15 protein-coding genes are annotated in these 18,579 nt (G+C 68.4%); 14 read left to right on the top strand and 1 reads right to left on the bottom strand.

The window, feature by feature from the left end; translation table 11 throughout:
* The first annotated feature begins 98 nt into the window (after positions 1 to 98).
* Positions 99 to 1,184 carry a DUF4192 family protein gene (locus tag C5B97_RS11385; RefSeq protein ID WP_104312141.1) on the top strand — a complete coding sequence of 362 codons (1,086 nt, stop codon included), beginning with the start codon at positions 99 to 101 and terminating at the stop codon, positions 1,182 to 1,184.
* Positions 1,147 to 4,047 (top strand): FtsK/SpoIIIE domain-containing protein, encoded by a 2,901-nt coding sequence (locus C5B97_RS11380; protein ID WP_104312140.1) that lies wholly within the window; start codon positions 1,147 to 1,149, stop codon positions 4,045 to 4,047. Before C5B97_RS11385 ends, C5B97_RS11380 begins: the two co-directional genes overlap by 38 nt.
* Here the strand turns inward: C5B97_RS11380 and C5B97_RS11375 are convergent.
* Positions 4,044 to 5,057: an asparaginase gene (locus C5B97_RS11375; RefSeq protein ID WP_104312139.1), complete on the bottom strand. Its 1,014-nt coding sequence runs from the start codon at positions 5,055 to 5,057 to the stop codon at positions 4,044 to 4,046. The two genes, C5B97_RS11380 and C5B97_RS11375, sit on opposite strands and share 4 nt — an antisense overlap.
* Before the next feature lie 112 nt (positions 5,058 to 5,169).
* Between C5B97_RS11375 and C5B97_RS11370 the strand changes: the two genes are divergently transcribed.
* The 12 genes from C5B97_RS11370 (at position 5,170) to rbfA (ending at position 18,555) form a co-directional block, all read left to right on the top strand.
* A complete protein-coding gene (locus tag C5B97_RS11370; protein WP_258068169.1) occupies positions 5,170 to 6,507 on the top strand; it encodes an RIP metalloprotease in 1,338 nt (445 codons plus the stop codon).
* Between the two features lie 203 nt (positions 6,508 to 6,710).
* Positions 6,711 to 7,649 carry a MoxR family ATPase gene (locus tag C5B97_RS11365; RefSeq protein WP_244295980.1) on the top strand — a complete coding sequence of 313 codons (939 nt, stop codon included), beginning with the start codon at positions 6,711 to 6,713 and terminating at the stop codon, positions 7,647 to 7,649.
* A gap of 2 nt (positions 7,650 to 7,651) precedes the next feature.
* Positions 7,652 to 8,548: a DUF58 domain-containing protein gene (locus C5B97_RS11360; RefSeq protein WP_104312137.1), complete on the top strand. Its 897-nt coding sequence runs from the start codon at positions 7,652 to 7,654 to the stop codon at positions 8,546 to 8,548.
* Positions 8,535 to 9,023, top strand: coding sequence for a hypothetical protein (locus C5B97_RS11355; protein WP_104312136.1), 489 nt, complete (start codon positions 8,535 to 8,537; stop codon positions 9,021 to 9,023). The genes C5B97_RS11360 and C5B97_RS11355 overlap by 14 nt, the downstream gene beginning before the upstream one ends.
* A complete protein-coding gene (locus C5B97_RS11350) occupies positions 9,014 to 10,009 on the top strand; it encodes a VWA domain-containing protein (RefSeq protein WP_146080796.1) in 996 nt (331 codons plus the stop codon). Before C5B97_RS11355 ends, C5B97_RS11350 begins: the two co-directional genes overlap by 10 nt.
* Positions 10,006 to 10,992 (top strand): VWA domain-containing protein, encoded by a 987-nt coding sequence (locus tag C5B97_RS11345; protein WP_104312134.1) that lies wholly within the window; start codon positions 10,006 to 10,008, stop codon positions 10,990 to 10,992. Before C5B97_RS11350 ends, C5B97_RS11345 begins: the two co-directional genes overlap by 4 nt.
* Complete coding sequence (locus C5B97_RS11340; RefSeq protein ID WP_104312133.1) at positions 10,989 to 11,711, top strand: hypothetical protein; 723 nt, start codon at positions 10,989 to 10,991, stop codon at positions 11,709 to 11,711. Before C5B97_RS11345 ends, C5B97_RS11340 begins: the two co-directional genes overlap by 4 nt.
* A gap of 87 nt (positions 11,712 to 11,798) precedes the next feature.
* Positions 11,799 to 13,577 (top strand): proline--tRNA ligase, encoded by a 1,779-nt coding sequence (locus C5B97_RS11335; protein ID WP_104312132.1) that lies wholly within the window; start codon positions 11,799 to 11,801, stop codon positions 13,575 to 13,577.
* A gap of 110 nt (positions 13,578 to 13,687) precedes the next feature.
* Positions 13,688 to 14,707 carry a transcription termination factor NusA gene (nusA, locus tag C5B97_RS11330; RefSeq protein ID WP_104312131.1) on the top strand — a complete coding sequence of 340 codons (1,020 nt, stop codon included), beginning with the start codon at positions 13,688 to 13,690 and terminating at the stop codon, positions 14,705 to 14,707.
* The gene (locus tag C5B97_RS11325) at positions 14,613 to 14,993 is read left to right on the top strand and encodes a YlxR family protein (protein WP_308471453.1); all 381 of its coding nucleotides are present in this window, start codon (positions 14,613 to 14,615) and stop codon (positions 14,991 to 14,993) included. The genes nusA and C5B97_RS11325 overlap by 95 nt, the downstream gene beginning before the upstream one ends.
* 93 nt (positions 14,994 to 15,086) lie before the next feature.
* On the top strand, positions 15,087 to 17,966 hold the full coding sequence (infB, locus tag C5B97_RS11320; protein WP_104312129.1) for a translation initiation factor IF-2: 2,880 nt from the start codon (positions 15,087 to 15,089) through the stop codon (positions 17,964 to 17,966).
* 154 nt (positions 17,967 to 18,120) lie between these two features.
* Positions 18,121 to 18,555, top strand: a complete 435-nt coding sequence (rbfA, locus tag C5B97_RS11315; protein WP_104312128.1) for a 30S ribosome-binding factor RbfA — start codon at positions 18,121 to 18,123, stop codon at positions 18,553 to 18,555.
* Positions 18,556 to 18,579: the final 24 nt, after the last annotated feature.

The raw sequence follows: 18,579 nt of genomic DNA, 5'->3' as shown, positions 1-18,579 counted from the left end.
TCCGTTCACTTCGTCGTCACAGACGCGTGAGTTTCGCGCTGTCCACAGGCGAGGCCGCCACGGAACCGCGCCGTTGACGTGAGGCCTAGCGTCTGGGCATGCAACAGATTCGCCTCAGCACGCCGAAGCAGATCCTCGACGCCGTGCCTCGTCTCCTCGGCTACTCACCCGTCGGCTCCCTTGTCGCCATACCGCTCAGCGGGAAACGGGGAGGCGTGGTCCTTCGCTTCGACTTGCCGGAGGTGCCGGAGCCATCTTCGGCGGGTGCGGCCCCGTACGCGAACGCGGTGATCGGTCACCTCTCGCACCTGAGAAGCATCGAGCGAGTCGTCTTCGTCCTGTGCCCGGACCTGCCCTTCGGGTCCGGGCCGCGGCCCCCCTTCTCCGTGGTTGCCGAGGAGCTCGTCGCAGCGGCAGACCGCGCGGGAATCGAGGTGGCTGCCTGCATCTGCCGAGCTGCTGACGCCTGGGGTGTCTACGGATGCGACGACGTCGACTGCTGTGACATCGGCCCGCGCGCGCTGGGCTCGCAGGAGGAGTGGGTGCAGGCTACGGCAAAGCCGGGGGACGAGTCGCTGATCACGCCCGCGTCCGTGACCAGGAGGCTTCGATTTGCGGAGGAGGATGAGCGACACTGGCAGCACCACGACGGCGAGGATGACCTGCCATCGATGCGGCAGCGGTGGCTTGCGGCCTTCGCGCCTGACACGTTCCGCGCTGCTCCGGCAGACGCGGAACTCGCACATCTGCTCTGCATGCTCCGAGGCCGCCACACCTCGGAACTCCTCCTCGTGACGATCGGGTTCGGCGCCCACAGCGACCTGCTCTCGCTGGCGCCGGTCTGGAGCACGGTGATGGGCGAGGAGGACGTGCACCGACCCTTGCCCGAGTTCTCCCGCAGACGTGTTCGCCAAGCCGCCGCGATCCTCCGACGTCTCGCCGAGCTCGTCGACCTCGACGATGAACCCGTGCTCCTTGCCAGCATGAGCTGGCTCGAATGGGCCTCGGGGCGTTCGAGCGCCGCGGCGGCCTTCGCGAAGAGAGCCCTCGGCGTCAGCGCGGACGATCCGCTTGCCTCGAGTGTCGCCTGGCTCGTCGAACGGTCCGTGGTTCCACCCTGGCTCGCCGTTGTCGAACAGTGGTCGGATGAGCCGGAAGCCGCCGCTGCAGGACGTGACGACTGAGCGGAGTGACGGGCCGCCGGACGAACAAGCGCGGCCCCGGCTGATCGAGCCCGTCCTGTGCCTGCCGTCGCCCGTCGCCGATGCGAGAGTGGTGGCGTTTCCCATCATCATGGCCTCGGCTCCGGTCGTCGTTGCGATCCTGCTCTGGCTGCTTCTGGGGTCACCCGCGATGCTCGCGTTCGCCCTGCTCGGTCCCGTCATGGCGGTGGCCAGCTACGCGGAGTCGAGACGTCAGGCGAGCGCCCAGCAGACGCGCGCGCAGGCCGTGTTCGACCGCGAACTCGACGCGTGCATCCAGCAGGCTCGGTCGCTCGCCGCGGACGAGCTGCGGAGGCTGGAGGCCCTCGCTGCGGAGACCTGCACCGCTCGGGCGGCACCTCGCCTGGAAGCCCAAGAGCGCTTCTGCCTCGGATCCGGCTCGGTGCGCGTGCGCCTCCCCATGTCCGGTGAGCTGCGCCACCTCCCCGAAGACGTGCGTTCACGTCTCGATCACGTCCTCACGCTCGACGACGCTCCCGTCTTCGGAGGCGGTGCGACGTTCGAGATAACCGGGAGTACCAGCCTGGTGCTCGCGGCAGGGCGCGCGCTGCTCGTCCAGCATGCGGCGTGCGCGGGCGAGGTCCGCATCTGTGCCGGCGTTCTTGGGGCAGTCTTGGCTCAGGAACTGTCCACGCTTGGCCGCCCGTGGAGGTGGGGCGACGCGCAGGTCGCCGAGGGCGGGTTGCTCCTTGATCTCTCCGAAGGCCGAGGTATCGAATCGTCGAACGCGGCGCCGGTTCGCGTCCATGTGCAGAGCGCGTCGGCCGCGAGCGTCGTGCTCGAGAACGGCAGTCGCGTCACGCTGCGGCCCAGGTTCATGACGGCGGAGCAGCTGCGCGCGTCCGGTCCGAGCCGTTCCGACGAGGCTGGTCAGGCGGGCGTCGACGGCAAGGACGCAGGAGAACTGCGACGTGCCGCTTCGATCACGAGCCGAGGCGGGGCCCAGCCAGCGAGGCTGGAAGGCGCCGGCCTGTTCGCCCAGCTGGGCACGCACGGCACCGCGCTGTTCGGCATCGACCTCGTCACCGACGGCCCGCACGCGGTCATCGGGGGCACGACCGGTTCGGGGAAGAGCGAGCTGCTCGTGACCTGGGTGCTGGCGCTGACAGAATCGAGGTCCAGTCGCGAGGTACAGGTGCTGTGCTTCGACTTCAAGGGCGGCGCGACGTTCGACCCTCTGGCCGAGCTCCCTCACTGTGTGGGGATCGTGACCGACTTGGATGCTGCCGAGGCGCAACGGGCGGCGATCAGCCTGCGCGCCGAGCTCCGCGAGCGTGAACGTGCGCTCCGAGCCGCCGGTGCGACCCACATCGGCCAGCTGCCCGGCCTCGCACGGTTGGTCGTCATCGTCGACGAGTACCAGGCGCTTGTGGACGCCGGTGCCGCGCTGCATTCCGTGTTCGCGGACATCTCAGCGAGGGGGAGGAGCCTCGGGATGCACCTCGTCCTGTGCTCCCAGCAGCCTGCGATCGCGGTCCGTGGGACGACGCTGGCCAACTGCAGCATCCGCATCTGTCTCCGCGTGGTCGCGGAAGCGGACAGCACCGCGCTGATCGGCACCGCGTCCGCCGCGCGCCTGCCGGCCGACTCACCGGGGCTCGCCCTGGTCGTGCGCGACAGCCGGATCGTCGAAGTCCAGGTGCGGCAGCGTGAGCGACTGGCCGTGGCGGGCCTCGTCCTGGCGGCCGTCGAACGTGAAGCTCACCTCGGTCATCTGCCGCCGCAGCGGCCGTGGCTCCCTGCCCTTCCCTCGCGGATCGCGCTTGCCGCGATCGCGGGGGACGGTCCGGGCCTCGCATTCGGGCTGAGCGACGACACGGACGCTCGCGAGCAGCGACCGGCTCGCTTTGATGCAGGTCTCGGCGCGATGGCCGTCATCGGCGGGCCTCGAACCGGCAAGACCGGCTGCCTCACGGTGCTCGTCGAGGCGTCCGGCGAGCGGTCCGACTCTGCCGTCGGGCGGATCACCGTCCTCTCGTCGGACCCTGAGTCCGCCTGGGACCAGCTGTGCGCCGCAGACCTCGCGTCGAGCCCGGGCTTGCTGGTCGTCGATGACATCGATGCGCTCCTCGCCGGGGTGGAGGAGCCGCACCGCACCGCCATGACCGAGCACCTCGTGCGCCTCATCAAGGCCTCCGCATCCTGCTCACCGGCTGTCGCGTTCTCGCTGAGTCGGGTGACGGGCGGGACAGCCGCGCTCGTCGCCTCCGCCGCCCAGACGCTCCGCCTGGTCGGCGGTGACCGCAGCGCGTACGTCATGGCGGGCGGGCAGGCTTCGGAGCACGACGCGGATGCCCCAGCCGGCCGGGCGGTCTGGCGGGGGAGAGCCTGTCAGGTCGCACAGGCGTCCCGGCCGATCAGCAACCGCGATCGCGACGCCGAGGCTGCGACGGATCGGCTCGCTCCGGTGCACGGAGAGACCGACCGAGAGCTGCTCGTGGTGGCGCGGCAGCCCGCCACGATGCGGCGCCTCCTCGAGGCAAGGGGGTTCGTGTGCACGGATCTCGCGGACTGGTGCGCGGCGACAACCGTGACTCGTGGCCACCCCGAGCGGGGCGGGTCGGAGCCGCGGAGCGTTCAGCGAGCCGTCATCGGCGACGTCGAGACGTGGCAAGGTCGCTTCGGGGTCCTGGCGAGGCTCTCCGCCGAGCACCGCGTGCTGCTGTCCGGTGTGACCCCCGGAGAGCACCGGTCGCTCCTCAGAGGCGATCCTCTGCCACCGCTGGTCGTCGACGCGTCGCGCAGCGCTGTGCTCCGCCACGGTCGAGGTACGATGGAACGCATCCGCTGGTCGAACGAGGAGAGGTCCCTCAGCGGTGCCTAGAGGCTCGTCGGAACTCCGCTGCCGACCATGATCTCGCCGACGAGGACGCCACCGCCCATGACCTCGAGTCCAAGCCGCGGCAGCAGCTGCTGCACTCGGCCCACATCGACGGCACCGGCGGCAACGAGCAGCTGCAGACCCACGAGCGTCGTTCCACGACTGGAGCCGTCGAGCATCTTCATCGCAACAGCGGTGCCGTCCGGCGAGGCGAGGATGAGGACACCTTCAGCACCGGACTTCGCGAGGACACCGAGCTCGGAGATGACGAGGGAGTTCGGGCGCCCGTGGCCCTCGAGAAGCCAGCCGTTGGAGAGCACGGAGCGCCACACCGCGGCGGCAGCTTTGAAGAGCGGAAACGGGGAAGACGGACTCGCCGTGGCGAGCCGGCTCGCCGCCGCCGCGAGACCGACGAGGCTCACGGCGAAGACCGGCGCGCCGCATCCGTCGACACCGACCGCGCTCGGGCGCTCCCTGGTCATGCGCTCGACCGTGTCCTTGATAGCCACCTGGAGCGGATGATCTGCCGCCAGGTACCCCTCCGTCGGCCACCCCTGGGCGACGCAGGCCGCCAGCATCGCAGCGTGCTTGCCGCTGCACTCCATGTACACGGGGGAGGATGCCTCGCCGGCGCGTACGAGCGCGTCTCTGGATGCACGATCTCGGGGCCAGGAGGCGGGGCAGGCGAGCGCCCGGTCGTCGAGCCCGCTGGCGTGCAGGATCTCCCGCACGTGTGCGACGTGGTCTGGAGATCCGGAGTGGCTGCCGCAGGCGATCGCCGTCTGCTCGTCGGTCAGCTGCGCGCCGAGCGTCAGCGCGGTCTGCGCTTGGAAGAGCTTGAGGGTCGAGCGTGGGAACACCGGCTGATGCCCGTCTCCCAGCTCGGCTCGGATCGTAGCGTCCGGGTTGGTCAGGACCGCAGCGCCGACGTGCCGGGATTCGATGAACCCTGAGCGGACGACAACGGCGAGTTCGACGGCGGCTGCAGCGTGCAGCGTTGATGCTTCGCTCATGATCGGGCAAGCCTACGCGGTGGGCGACTCGCACCGCCGGTACACGGGCGGCCCGGCGGGCAAGGCAGATCGACAGCACGCGAGCGACAAGGCAGGTCTACGCTTGACCCCCGTGGAATCAGTCTTGCTCTTCATCGTCGGCGTCCTGGCCGCAGTCATCGGCCTCGCCGCGTCTGTCGCGCTCCACGAAGTCGGCCACCTCGTCCCGGCCAAGCGCTTCGGAGTGCGTGTCACGCAGTACATGGTGGGGTTCGGGCCGACGCTCTTCTCGCGCAAGCGGGGTGAGACGGAGTACGGCGTGAAGGCCATCCCGCTCGGCGGCTACGTCGCCATGATCGGCATGTACCCGCCTGCCAAGGCTGGCCAGGCCGCACGCACAGGTGGGACCGGGTTCATGTCGAGCATGATCGACGATGCCAGGCTGGCGTCCGCGGAAGGAGTGGCTCCAGGGGAGGAGTCGCGCACGTATTCTGCGCTCCCCGTGTGGAAGCGCATCGTCATCATGGTCGGGGGACCAGCCATGAACTTCGTCATCGCGATCCTCGGGTTCATGATCGTCTGCTCCGGATTCGGCCTGTACCAGCCGTCGACGACGGTCGGCACGGTCTACGAGTGCGTGGTCCCCGCCGGCTCGGTGGCGCCAGAACCAGGGGAAACGTGCGAGACGCCGGCACCGGCCTTCGAGGCCGGCCTCCTCCCCGGCGACAGGATCACCAGCGTTGACGGCACCGCCACCGACAGCTGGGACCTCCTCCAGGAGACGATCCGCGTGAGCCCGGGGGAGCCGATCTCCGTGGGGGTCGATCGCGCGGGGCAGCAGCTGGAGGTGGAGCTCACCCCACGCGTCAACACCGTCTACGAGCTCGACGAGCTGACGGGAGCGCGCGTCGAGGCTGCGGACGGCTCGTTCGTGACGCAAGAGGTCGGGTTCGTCGGCATCACGCCCACGCAGGAGCGCGTCAGGCAGTCGCCGCTCTACGCGTTCACGATGGCCGAGGCCAATGTGCGCGCCGTCGGCAACTTCCTGATCACGATCCCCGAGCGCATCGTCGAGATGTGGAACGCCGGCTTCGGGGGCGCCGAGCGCGACCCGAATGGTCCGATGAGCGTTGTCGGGGTCGGACGGATCACGGGCGAGGTGGCGGCTGAGAGCAGCATCCCCGTCGTTGATCGGGTCGCGACCATCGTGCAGCTGGTCGCATCCGTCAACATCGCCCTCGGCGTCATCAACCTCGTCCCGCTGCCGCCGCTCGACGGCGGGCATGTGCTCGCCGCGCTCATCGATGGTGTCCGCCGCCGGCTGGCCAAGCTGTTCGGTCGCCCCGATCCCGGTCCGTTCGACACGGCGAAGCTCCTCCCCGTCACCCTCGTCATCGCCGGATGCCTCATGGCGATGAGCGCACTCTTCATCTATGTCGACATCGTCAATCCGATCCGGCTCTTTCCATAGTCGCTCGCGCGAGACTCGCGGGAGGCTGAACGCGAGTGCCGCACGGTGTCACTACGCTTTCCCTTGCGAATCACTGAAATGCCCCAGACGAGATCAGAAGAGTCGGCAGGTGTGTCCAGCCGCAGGAAGAAGGATCCGTGACGATTGTCGGCGGTCAGCAGCTCAAGCTCAGCCAGCAGGAGCTCCAGGAGGCGGGGCGTGCCATCGGGGCCGTCTCGCAAGCCTTCGCACACAAGGTCGTCGGCCAGACGCAGCTGCGCGAGACACTGCTCGTCGGGCTCATGTCGGGCGGGCATGTCCTCCTCGAGTCCGTTCCCGGCCTCGCGAAGACGACGGCCGCCCAGACGCTCGCCCAGTCGGTCCGTGGGTCGTTCAGCCGCATCCAGTGCACGCCGGACCTCCTGCCGTCAGACATCGTCGGCACACAGATCTACGATGCGGCGGAGCACCGTTTCTCGACTCAGCTCGGGCCCGTGCATGCGAACTTCGTCCTGCTCGACGAGATCAACCGCTCGAGCGCGAAGACGCAGTCCGCGATGCTCGAGGCGATGCAGGAGCGCCAGACCACGATCGGCGGCACGCTGTACCCGCTGCCGGATCCGTTCCTCGTGATCGCCACGCAGAACCCCATCGAGCAGGAAGGCACGTACGTGCTGCCTGAGGCGCAGCTCGACCGCTTCATGCTCAAGGACGTGCTCGAGTACCCGAACCCCGCGGAGGAGGCCGAGATCCTGCGTCGCATCGACGAGGGCGTCTTCGAGCACGGGGAACCAGCCGCGGTGGGGCTGCAGGATGTGACGAGGCTGCAGGAGCTGACGTCGCGGGTGTACGTCGACAAGGCGATCACGGAGTACATCGTCGGGCTCGTCTACGTGACGCGTCACGCCGGGGAGTACATCGGCCCGGAGCTGGCACGGCTCGTCGAGGTCGGCGCGTCGCCGCGCGCCTCGATCAACTTCGCCAAGGGCGCCAGGGCAGTCGCGCTTCTGCAGGGCCGCGACCATGTCGTGCCGGAGGACGTTCGCCGGCTGGCGCACCGCATCCTGCGCCACCGCATCATCCTCGGCTTCGAGGCGGATGCAACGGGTGTCCGCGTCGAGCAGATCATCGACGCGGTGCTCGGGGCTGTTCGTACTCCGTGACCATGTCGAGCGAACGCCCCCTTCTGGCGAAGGTCAAGTCGAAGATGTTCCTGCACGCGCGAAGGCGCGTGCTGCACCTGCTCGACGGCCAGTACGCCTCGCATCTGCGTGGTCGGAGCATGGATTTCGATGACCTCCGCGAGTACGTGGCGGGAGACGAGATCAAGGACATCGACTGGAAGGCGAGCGCGCGAACGGGGCAGCCGCTCGTGAAGCGCTACGTCGCCGAGCGGCGCCACCGTGTGCTCTTCGCCGTCGATGGTGGCCGCAACATGGCGGCGATCTCGGCGAGCGGCGAGCCGAAGCGTGAGGTGCTCGTCACGGCCCTGGGTGTTCTCGGGTATCTCGCCATCCGGCATGGTGACGACGTCGGCCTCGTGACGGGCAGCTCCGAGGGCATCAGGCAGCTCCCGTTCCGCAGCACGTCGTCCGCGCTCGAGCGGATGCTCCACGCGGTCTACGACTCGGTTGGACTCGAGACGGCGACCAGTGACATGAACGCGGTCCTCGACCGAGTCCGGCTCACGGTCAGGCACCGTGCGCTGCTCGTCGTCATCGCGGACGAGTTCGACTGGGACGAGGAACGTGCTGCTCTCGTGCGTCGGCTCGCGGCTCAGCACGAGATCGTCTGGCTCCAGATCACGGATGCCGAACCCCATCAGCGGGGCGCCCGCGGCGAGCTGGCCTTCGACGTGGAAGGGAACTGGGCGATGCCGAGCCTCTTCGGCGGGGATCGGCTCCTCGAGCGCGAGTTCGAGTACGCGGAGCAGAAGCGAGCGCTCGACATGGAGCGGACGTTCGAGGCGAACGCGGTCTCGTACGCGGAGATCGCGAGCGAGCAGCAGGTCGCGCCGACGCTCCTGGCGCTCTTGAAGGCGAGGGCGAATGTTCGTCGCTGATGTCCAACCGCCGGAGGGAACCGTCGTTCCCGTCATCGACTACGCGCAGTTCTGGCTGGTTCTCGGGTTCCTGATATTGGCGTCCATCGTCGCGTACTACTTCCTCGTGGTCTTCCTGACGCGACCGCGCCCGCCGAAGGCCGCCCCGGTGCTCCCGGCCGCGAGACCGCCAGTCCACGCGCTGCAGCAGGAGTATCTCGAGCGCGTGGACGAGGTCGCCCGTCGTGCGGCGGCCGGCGAGCTGACGCCACGACGTGCTCACGCCGAGCTGAGCGTGCTCGTGCGTGGTTTCGTCGCTGCCGTCTCGACTGTTCCGGCGGACAAGATGACGCTCACCGACTTGAGGCGCACCGACCTCCGGGGGCTCTCGCACACGGTCGGCCAGTACTACCCGATGGTCTTCGGGGCGCACGATCCGAGCGGCACAGCGGCCGGGATCGCGGCTGCGCGGGAGGTGATCGCGACATGGCGATAGCGATGTGGTGGGTCAGTCTGTCGCTGATCGCAGTGGCGGCGGCCGTCGCGGCCATCGCCTGGTGGCGCGCCCGCAAGCGTGGGCAGTCCGGCGCGATTCCCGTCGCCAACTCCAGGCGCCTCACGAGGCTCCCGGCGTATCGGCGAGCGTTGCTCCGATACTCGAGTCTCATGACCGCGGTCGGGGTCGTGCTCGCGATCCTCCTCGCCGTGACGAGCGTCGCGGCCGGCCGCTGGGTGTACCAGCGTGTCGAGTCGCCGGAGAAGTTCAACCGCGACATCGTGCTCTGCCTCGATATCTCGGGCTCCATGGTCGACTACGACGTCGAGGTGCTCGACAGGTACCTCGAGATGCTCCCCGGGTTCGACGGGGAGCGCATGTCGCTCATGCTGTGGGATGCGACGGCGGTGCAGCTGTTCCCGCTGACGGACGACTACGCGTTCGTCGAGACCCAGCTGCAGCAGGTGCGGGATGAGATGGAGTCAGCCTCGGGCGGGTCCAACAGCGAGTACTCGTTCGCCCAGGGCACGCAGGGCGCTGCAGGTGCGTCCCTCGTCGGCGATGGCCTTGCCTCCTGCGCGATGACCTTCGGCGAGTACGATCCGGCCGCCGACGACGGAAGGTCCCGGTCCATCATCTTCGCGACGGACAACGCGGTGAACGGCGACCCGCTCGTCTCGTTCCCGGAGGCCGCCGAGTACACGGAGGAGCGGGGGATCACCATCTACGCGCTTGATGCCAACCAGTTCGAGGATGCGTTCGCGGACCAGTTCCGGACGACGATCCTGCAGGCGGATGGCAGCTACTTCAAGCTCACCGACCCGGCCAGCGTGTCCGGCATCGTCGATCAGATCACGAGCGAGCAGACCTCGCTCATGGTCGGCCAGCCCCAGCTGCTCGTCACCGACCGGCCGAACGTGTGGCTCGTGCTGATGCTCGTCTTCGCATCCATCTACGTCGTGCTGGCCTGGAGGCTCCGACTATGACCTGGAATCCCATACTTCCCCCGGTGCTCCTTGCGCTCGTCGGCATGGTCCTGCTCGGCTTCTGCGTCTTCGCGCTTGTCAGGGCATCCGATCGACGCCGGCGCGTCAACTGGGTCCTGCGCCTCGCCGCCTGTGCGCTGATCGTGGTCGCCGCGTTCCGCCCTGGCGTCGGCAGCGCTCCGGCACCGAACCTGCAGAGCGAGGTTGACGTGCTCTTCGTGGTCGACACGACGGCGAGCATGGTCGCGGAGGACTGGGACGGTGCACCGCGGCTCGACGGCGTGAAAGCGGATATCTCAGCGCTGACGGCCGCGCACGAGGGTGCCAGGTTCGGACTCGTGACCTTCGACGCCGCCGCCGTCCAGCGGTTGCCGTTCACCGCCGACACGACCGCGCTCGACGCTCTGCTGCAGACGCTGCGTCCGGAGGTCACCCAGTACTCCCGTGGCAGCTCCATCTCCATCGCAGAGCCGCTGGTCCGGGATGTGCTGGAAGCGGCCGCCGAGGCAGAGCCGGAGCGCGCGAGGCTCGTGTACTACCTGGGCGACGGTGAGCAGACAGCCGAGACGGAGCCGGAGTCGTTCAGCGCTGTCGCGGGCTATCTGGCCGGGGGCGCCGTGCTCGGCTATGGCACTGAGGAGGGCGGGCCCATGAAGGCGACTGCTGGCACGCTCGCGACGGACGAGCCGAGCTACATCCTCGACGGACAGGGCCAGCAGGCTCGCTCCGTCATCGACACGGCGGCTCTGCAGACCATCGCGGACGACCTCGCGCTGCCGCTCGAGGTGCGCGAGCCTGGCACCGAAGTGGTGCCCGCGGAGGTCGACGGCACGAGGGTGACGCAGACCGGCGGCAGCGCGGAGACAGCGTTCGAGGTGTACTGGATCCTCGCCGCGGCCGCGTTCCTCCTGCTGCTCCGAGACGTCTGGGAGTCCGTGAAGCACTCGATCGAGCTCAGCAGAGCAAGGGGAGGAACGGTATGAGTCCTCGTCGGAAGAAGTCAGGCGGTGCCCTGCCGGTGGCCGCCGTCGCCGCGAAGCGCAGGCGCAGGTTCATCCTCTTCAGCATCCCGTTCGCGCTCCTGGCGGCCGCGTTCGCAACGAAGCTGATCAGCATGTCGATCATCGCCGACCGCACGGTGTCGCTCTACGCCGACTCCGAGTACGAGGGGAGCATGAACTCGGCGCAGCAGCAGAAGTTCGTGAACATCCTCGAGAGCTGGAAAGCCCCGTACAACACGGGCACGTCGATGCTCCAGCTGGGGCTGCTCGACGAGGCGCGCACCGAGCTCGAAGCGGCCCTGCCCATGGCCGAGCCTCCGCAGCAGTGCCCGATCCGCGCGAATCTCGCCATCACGATCGAGCGCCAGGGCGATGCGCGACTGGCCGCGGACGACACCGCAGGGGCGGTGGCGCTCTGGCAGGAGGCGCTCGCAGTCCTGGATGCCCGCGACCCGAGTTGCGCGTCCACCGAATTCGAGCCCCCGACGGTCGAATCGAGCGAACGCATCCAGCAGAAGCTGCAGCAGCAGTCGGAGGCGCAGGAGCCGAACGAGGGGGAGGAGCCCCCGGAATCGACGCAGTCACCGGAGATGACCGAGCTCGAAGAGCAGCTGCAGGAGAATCAGCAGGACCGACAGGACGAGCTCGACCAGGAGCGCGGCGAGACAGAGGGTGATTCGCTGTACGACAAGCCCTGGTGACGCAGATCGGTGCCCGCGGTCGAGCAGCCCTCTGCCAGGGTCCAGCGCGGCCAGCGCGTGGGCCCTGGCACGACTAGCATTGGCCGGGTGACTACTCGCCTCTCCAAGCTCTTTGTCCGCACGCTCCGCGAAGACCCCGTCGACGCAGAGGTGGCAAGCCACAGGCTCCTCGTGCGCGCCGGCTACATTCGCCGCCAGGCGCCAGGCGTCTTTGCATGGCTGCCGCTCGGTCTCAAGGTGAAGCGCCGCATCGAGCAGATCGTGCGCGAGGAGATGGAAGCCGCGGGTGCCCAGGAGGTTCATTTCCCAGGCATCCTGCCTGCCGACTTCTACGAGGCCACGGGGCGCCTCGACGATTTCGGCGACGGGATCTTCCGCTTGGAGGACCGCAAGGGGGCGCCGCTGGTGCTCGCGCCGACACACGAGGAGGCCTTCACGCTCGCCGTCAAGGATCTGTACTCCTCGTACAAGGACCTGCCGCTCGCGATCTACCAGATCCAGGACAAGTACCGCGACGAGGCTCGTCCCCGCGCTGGGCTGCTGCGCGGCCGTGAGTTCACGATGAAGGACGCCTACTCGTTCGACATCGACGACGCCGGTCTCGACATCAGCTACCAGGCTCAGCGAGACGCCTACGAGCGCATCTTCGACCGCCTCGGACTCGAGTACGTCATCGTCGCGGCGAACGCCGGCGCGATGGGCGGCTCGCGGAGCGAGGAGTTCCTGCACCCCACACCCGTCGGCGAGGACACCTTCGTGCGCTCACCCGGTGGCTACGCGGCGAACGTCGAGGCCTACGCCGCGCCGGCTCCCGTCGCAGTGGACCCCAGCTCGACCGGGGCCGCGACCGTCTTCGATTCGCCGGACACGCCGACCATCGCGACGCTCGTCGCACACGCGAATGCGGTCGTCCCGAAGACCGGGGACCGCGACTGGACCGCGGCGGACACACTCAAGAACGTGGTCGTGGCACGTCTCCACACAGACGGCACTCGCGACCTGGTCGTCGTCGGCATCCCCGGCGACCGTGAGGTCGACATGAAGCGCCTCGAGACGGCCCTTCAGCCTGCCGAGGTCGAGGCTGCGACTGCGGAGGACTTCGCGAAGCACCCCGGTCTCGTTCGCGGGTACATCGGACCATGGTCGGCCGCGGGCCAGGTGCTCGGTGAGGAGTCGACCACCGGTGTGGCGTACTTCCTCGACGAGACGGTCGCGGACGGCTCCAGCTGGATCACCGGCGCCAACATCGCTGGCAAGCACGTCCACTCGCTGGTCGTCGGACGGGACTTCACGGCGGATGCGCGCATCGGCGCCGCCGAGGTCCGTGACGGCGACCCTGCCCCCGACGGCAGCGGAGCCATCACGACGGCTCGCGGCACGGAGATCGGGCATGTCTTCCAGCTCGGTCGCAAGTACGCGGAGGCCCTCGGGTTGAAGGTCCTCAATGAGCAGGGCAAGCTCACAACCGTGACGATGGGGTCGTACGGCATCGGCGTGACCCGGAACCTCGCGCTCATCGCCGAGGCCAACCACGACGACCGTGGTCTCATCTGGCCTGAGCAGGTGGCGCCTTTCGACGTGCAGATCATCGCAACCGGGCGCAACGAGGAGCCGTTCGCGGTTGCGGAGGAGCTCTCCGCGGCGTTCGACGCCGCCGGCCTCGACGTGCTCTACGACGACCGGAAGAAGGTCTCACCCGGCGTCAAGTTCGGAGATGCGGAGCTCCTGGGCGTTCCGTGGATCGTCATCGCGGGCAAGGGCGCCGCCGACGGCCAGGTCGAGCTGTGGAACCGCCGGACGAACGAGCGCGACGCGGTCGCCAAGGACGAGGTGCTGGCGCTCCTGCAGTCCAAGCGCGCCAGCTGAGGGCGGCCCGGGACGAGGCACCGCGTCGCCTCGTCCCGCGTGCCTGGCCTGAGGACGAGTCTGCCCCGCATGGGGTAAACTCGTCCTTTCATCTGAATAGAGGGAGCGCCATGAAGATCGACCTTGCTGTCCTGAGGATTCTCGAGCGAGAGCGTGAGATTCCGTTTGAGGAACTTGCCAGCATTCTCGAGCAGGCGATCCTGACCGCGTACGAGAAGCACGTCTCGCAGGAACTGGGCCAGGACGTGCCGCCGGCCTCGACCCGCGTGCACCTCGACCGCAAGAGCGGCGAGGTCAACGTCTTCGTTCCCGAGCTCGACGACGACGGCGAGATCGTCGGCGAAGCCCAGCTCCCCGCCGACGACTTCGGCCGAGTTGCCGCGTTCGCAGCCAAGCAGGTCATCAACCAGCGCATCCGCGACATCGGCGACGACAAGGTGCTCGGCGAGTTCCGCGGACGCGAAGGCGACATCATCGCCGGCGTCATCCAGCAGGGGCCGAACCCCCGCATGATCCACGTCGACCTCGGAACCGTCGAGGCGATCCTGCCCCCTGAAGAGCAGGTGCCGGGTGAGGACTACTCGCACGGCCGCCGGCTGCGGGTCTTCGTGACGAAGGTCGAGCGGGGCAGCAAGGGCCCCCAGATCACCGTCTCCCGCACCCACCCGTCTCTCGTGCGCAAGCTCTTCGCACTCGAGGTTCCTGAGATCGCGAGCGGCGTCGTCGAGATCGTGTCGCTGGCCCGTGAGGCCGGCCACCGCTCGAAGATCGCGGTGCGCGCGACGCAGGAGGGCATCAACCCGAAGGGCGCGTGCATCGGTGAGCTCGGGGCACGCGTGCGTGCCGTCACCAACGAGCTCGGCGACGAGAAGATCGACATCGTCGACTACTCGGATGATCTGCCGACGTTCGTGGCCAGCGCACTGAGCCCTGCGAAGGTCTCGAGCGCGTTTGTCATCGACCGGGCGACCAAGGCCGTCCGGGCACTTGTTCCGGACTTCCAGCTGTCGCTCGCGATCGGCAAGGAAGGCCAGAATGCGCGTCTCGCGGCCAAGCTCACGGGGGCGAGAATCGACATCCAGCCCGACTCGATCCTCGAAGACGGAGACGAAGCGCGCGCAGAGGGGTAGTATGTCGTCTGTACGAACGTGCGTTGGATGCCGTTCGCGCTCCGCACGGAGTCAGCTCCTCAGGGTTGTGCTCCGTCAGGGAAGCCTCGAAGTCGATATCTCGGCGAGTCTTCCAGGGCGCGGAGCCTGGATCCATCCGACCGCGGAGTGCACCAGGCTAGCGATCGAGCGGCGCGCATTCTTGCGGGCCTTCAAGACCGGCACGGTGGACACCGAGGCGCTCAGCAGGCACGCGAGCACACTGGAGCAGGGCGAACGCACTGCTCCTACCACGAGAAAAGGCTGATCGGACCATGGACTAATCATGAGTGACTCACGATGAGGCACATCCGACTTTAATGGTCCGCTCCTGTTTGGGCGGGCCCCAGACAGGAGAAAAGTGGCAAAACCACGCGTACACGAAATCGCCAGCGAGATGGGCGTCGACTCGAAGACCGCCCTCAAGACTCTGCAGGACATGGGCGAGTTCGTTAAGAGCGCATCGTCGAGCGTCGAGCCCCCCGTGGCCCGTCGCCTTCGCGAGGCGCTGAAGACCAACGCAGCCGGTGGCGCACAGCCGCAGGCCGCGGCTCCCGCGGCATCGAAGCCCGGCTCCCCGCGTCCCGGTGGCGCGACGCCGTCGAGTGTGCGCCCGGGCACGAAGCTCGGACCTTCCGCCCCCTCGGCGCCGGCCGCGCCCGCTGCGCCCGCCGCGACGCAGAAGGCTGCCGGTTCCTCGGCTCCGACTCCCGGACCGAAGCGCAAGCCTGAGCCAGCACCGGCTCCGGCCGCAACAGAAGCTCCGGCTCCGGCTCCCGCAGCTGCCGCGCCCGCGGCTCCTGCCGCTCCCGCAGCCGAGGCTGGCGCACCGAAGCCGAACGCGCAGCGTCCCGCTGCTCCCGGCGACGCCAAGCCTGCCCAGGCCGAGGGCGGCGCAAGCCCCTCGATCCCGCGCCCCCGCGGCCCGCGTCCCGGCCCCCGTCCGGGAAACAACCCCTTCGCGTCCAGCCAGGGCATGGGTCGTTCGCGACCCGGCAACAACCCATTCGCCTCGAACCAGGGCATGCGCCCCGGTGGCGGCGCCGGTGGCGGCCCCCGTCCGGGCGGCGCAGGCGGACCCCGTCCTGCAGGTGCAGGCGGACCCCGTCCTGCAGCTCCGCGTCCCGGTCAGCCCCGCGTCCTCCCAGGTGCCCGCCCCGCGGGTGCGGGCCGGCCAGGCGGTCGTCCGGGTGCAGGTGGCGCTGGTGGCGGACGCCCAGGTGGCGCTCCAGGCGCCGGTGGCGGTTTCGCGCCGCGTCCAGGTGGCGGCGGAGGTCGCCCTGGTGGCGGCGGTCGCGGTCGCGGCTCGACGGCCGGAGCGTTCGGTCGTGGCGGCGGCAAGTCGAAGGCGCGCAAGTCCAAGCGGACGAAGCGGGCAGAATTCGAGATGCGGGAAGCCCCGAGCGTCGGCGGCGTCAAGGTTCGTCGCGGAGACGGCTCGACGCCGATCCGCCTGCGCCGCGGTGCCTCGATCTCGGACTTCGCTGAGAAGATCGACGCCAGCCCAGGCGACCTCGTGACGGTGCTGTTCCACCTCGGTGAGATGGCAACCGCAACGGAGTCGCTCGACGAGGCCACGTTCGAGGTCCTCGGCGAGGAACTCGGCTACCGCATCCAGATCGTCAGCCCCGAAGACGAAGACCGCGAGCTCCTCGAGGGCTTCTCGATCGACCTCGACCAGGAAGCAGAGGACGAAGGAGACGACGTCCTCGAGATCCGCCCGCCCGTCGTCACGGTCATGGGTCACGTCGACCACGGAAAGACGCGCCTCCTCGACGCGATTCGCAACGCGAACGTCGTCGAAGGCGAAGCCGGTGGCATCACGCAGCACATCGGTGCGTACCAGGTCTGGCACGAGCACGAGGGCATCGAGCGCGCCATCACGTTCATCGACACGCCGGGTCACGAGGCCTTCACGGCCATGCGTGCCCGTGGTGCGCAGGTCACCGACATCGCGATCCTCGTGGTCGCGGCGGATGACGGCATCATGCCGCAGACAGTCGAGGCGCTCAACCACGCCCAGGCTGCCAACGTGCCGATCGTCGTCGCGGTCAACAAGGTGGACAAGGAAGACGCGAACCCGTCGAAGGTCCGCGCGCAGCTGACCGAGTACGGGCTCGTCGCCGAGGAGTTCGGTGGCGACACGATGTTCGTCGACGTCTCCGCTCGCAACAACCTCAACATCGACAGCCTCATCGAGGCGGTCCTCCTGACGGCTGACGCAGGTCTCGACCTTCGCGCCAACCCGAACAAGGAGGCGCGCGGTATCGCCATCGAGGCGAAGCTCGACAAGGGACGCGGTGCGGTTGCGACCGTCCTCATCCAGTCGGGAACGCTGCGGGTCGGCGACCCGATCGTCGCCGGAACGGCGTACGGCCGCGTCAGGGCCATGCTCGACGAGAACGGTCAGGTCGTCACCGAGGCTGAGCCTTCGCGCCCAGTCCAGGTGCAGGGCCTCTCGAGCGTTCCTCGTGCAGGCGACACCTTCATCGTCACGGAAGAGGACCGCACCGCGCGTCAGATCGCCGAGAAGCGTGAAGCCGTCGAGCGCAACGCGAGCCTCGCGAAGTCCCGCAAGCGCATCAGCCTCGAGGACTTCACCCGTGCACTCGAAGAGGGCAAGGTCGAGTCGCTCAACCTCATCATCAAGGGTGACGTCTCCGGTGCCGTCGAGGCACTCGAGGAGTCGCTGCTCAAGATCGATGTGGATGACTCGGTGCAGCTGCGCATCATCCACCGCGGTGTCGGCGCCATCACGGAGTCCGACGTCAACCTCGCCACGGTCGACAACGCCATCATCATCGGCTTCAACGTGCGCCCCGACACGAAGGCGCGCGAGCGTGCCGCTCGTGAAGGCGTGGATGTCCGGTTCTACTCGGTCATCTACGGAGCGCTCGAGGACATCGAGAACTCGCTCAAGGGCATGCTCAAGCCCGAGTTCGAAGAGGTCCAGTCGGGTGTCGCCGAGATCCGCGAGGTGTTCCGTTCCTCCAAGTTCGGGAACATCGCCGGATGTATCGTGCGCAGCGGAACGATCACGAGGAACGCGACTGCTCGCGTCATCCGCGACGGCATCGTCATCGCGGACAACCTCGCGATCGACTCGCTCCGCCGGTTCAAGGACGACGTCACCGAGGTCCGCACGGACTTCGAGTGCGGTATCGGCCTCGGCAAGTACAACGACATCCAGATCGGCGACGAGATCGAGACGACTGAGCTCGTCGAGAAGCCGCGCGTCTAGCTGTCGACCGAGCTGCCGCGCTGCCTGAAGCGCGGCGCGTACTCGGGGCGGGGTCCTGGCCAACCGGCCGGGGCCCCGCCTTCAGGTTCTGCGCAGTTTGAGACACTGCAGACGCATTTGACTGTCTGCATCAGCACACGAGAAAGTAGCCATCATGGTCGATCATTCACGGGCCCTGCGACTCGCAGACCGCATCAAGGTCATCGTCGCGAAGACCCTCGAGCGAGGCGTCAAGGACCCGCGGCTCGGGTTCGTCACGATCACGGACGTGCGCGTCACGGGTGACCTGCAGCATGCCACGATCTTCTACACCGTCTACGGCGACCAGAAGGAGCGTCGGGACACCGCCGCGGCGCTCAAGAGCGCGACCGGGATGCTTCGCACGGAGGTGGGCAAGAACATCACGTCGCGCCTCACCCCGAGCCTCGAATTCGTGCCGGATGCGATCCCCGAGAACGCCGACGCCATCGCGGCGCTGCTGCGGGAAGCGCACGAGCGTGATAGCGCATCCGCGGAGCAGGCCAAGGGGGCAAGCTACGCGGGTGACGCCGATCCGTACGAGAAGAAGGACGAGCCCGAGGACGCCTGACGCTCCTCTGCTCACTGCTCCAGC

The sequence above is a fragment of the Pseudoclavibacter sp. RFBB5 genome (assembly GCF_002931555.1).
Classification (GTDB): Bacteria; Actinomycetota; Actinomycetes; order Actinomycetales; family Microbacteriaceae; genus Pseudoclavibacter.
Note: the sequence above shows the minus strand (reverse complement) of the source record. Positions and strands in the feature narration are given on the sequence as shown.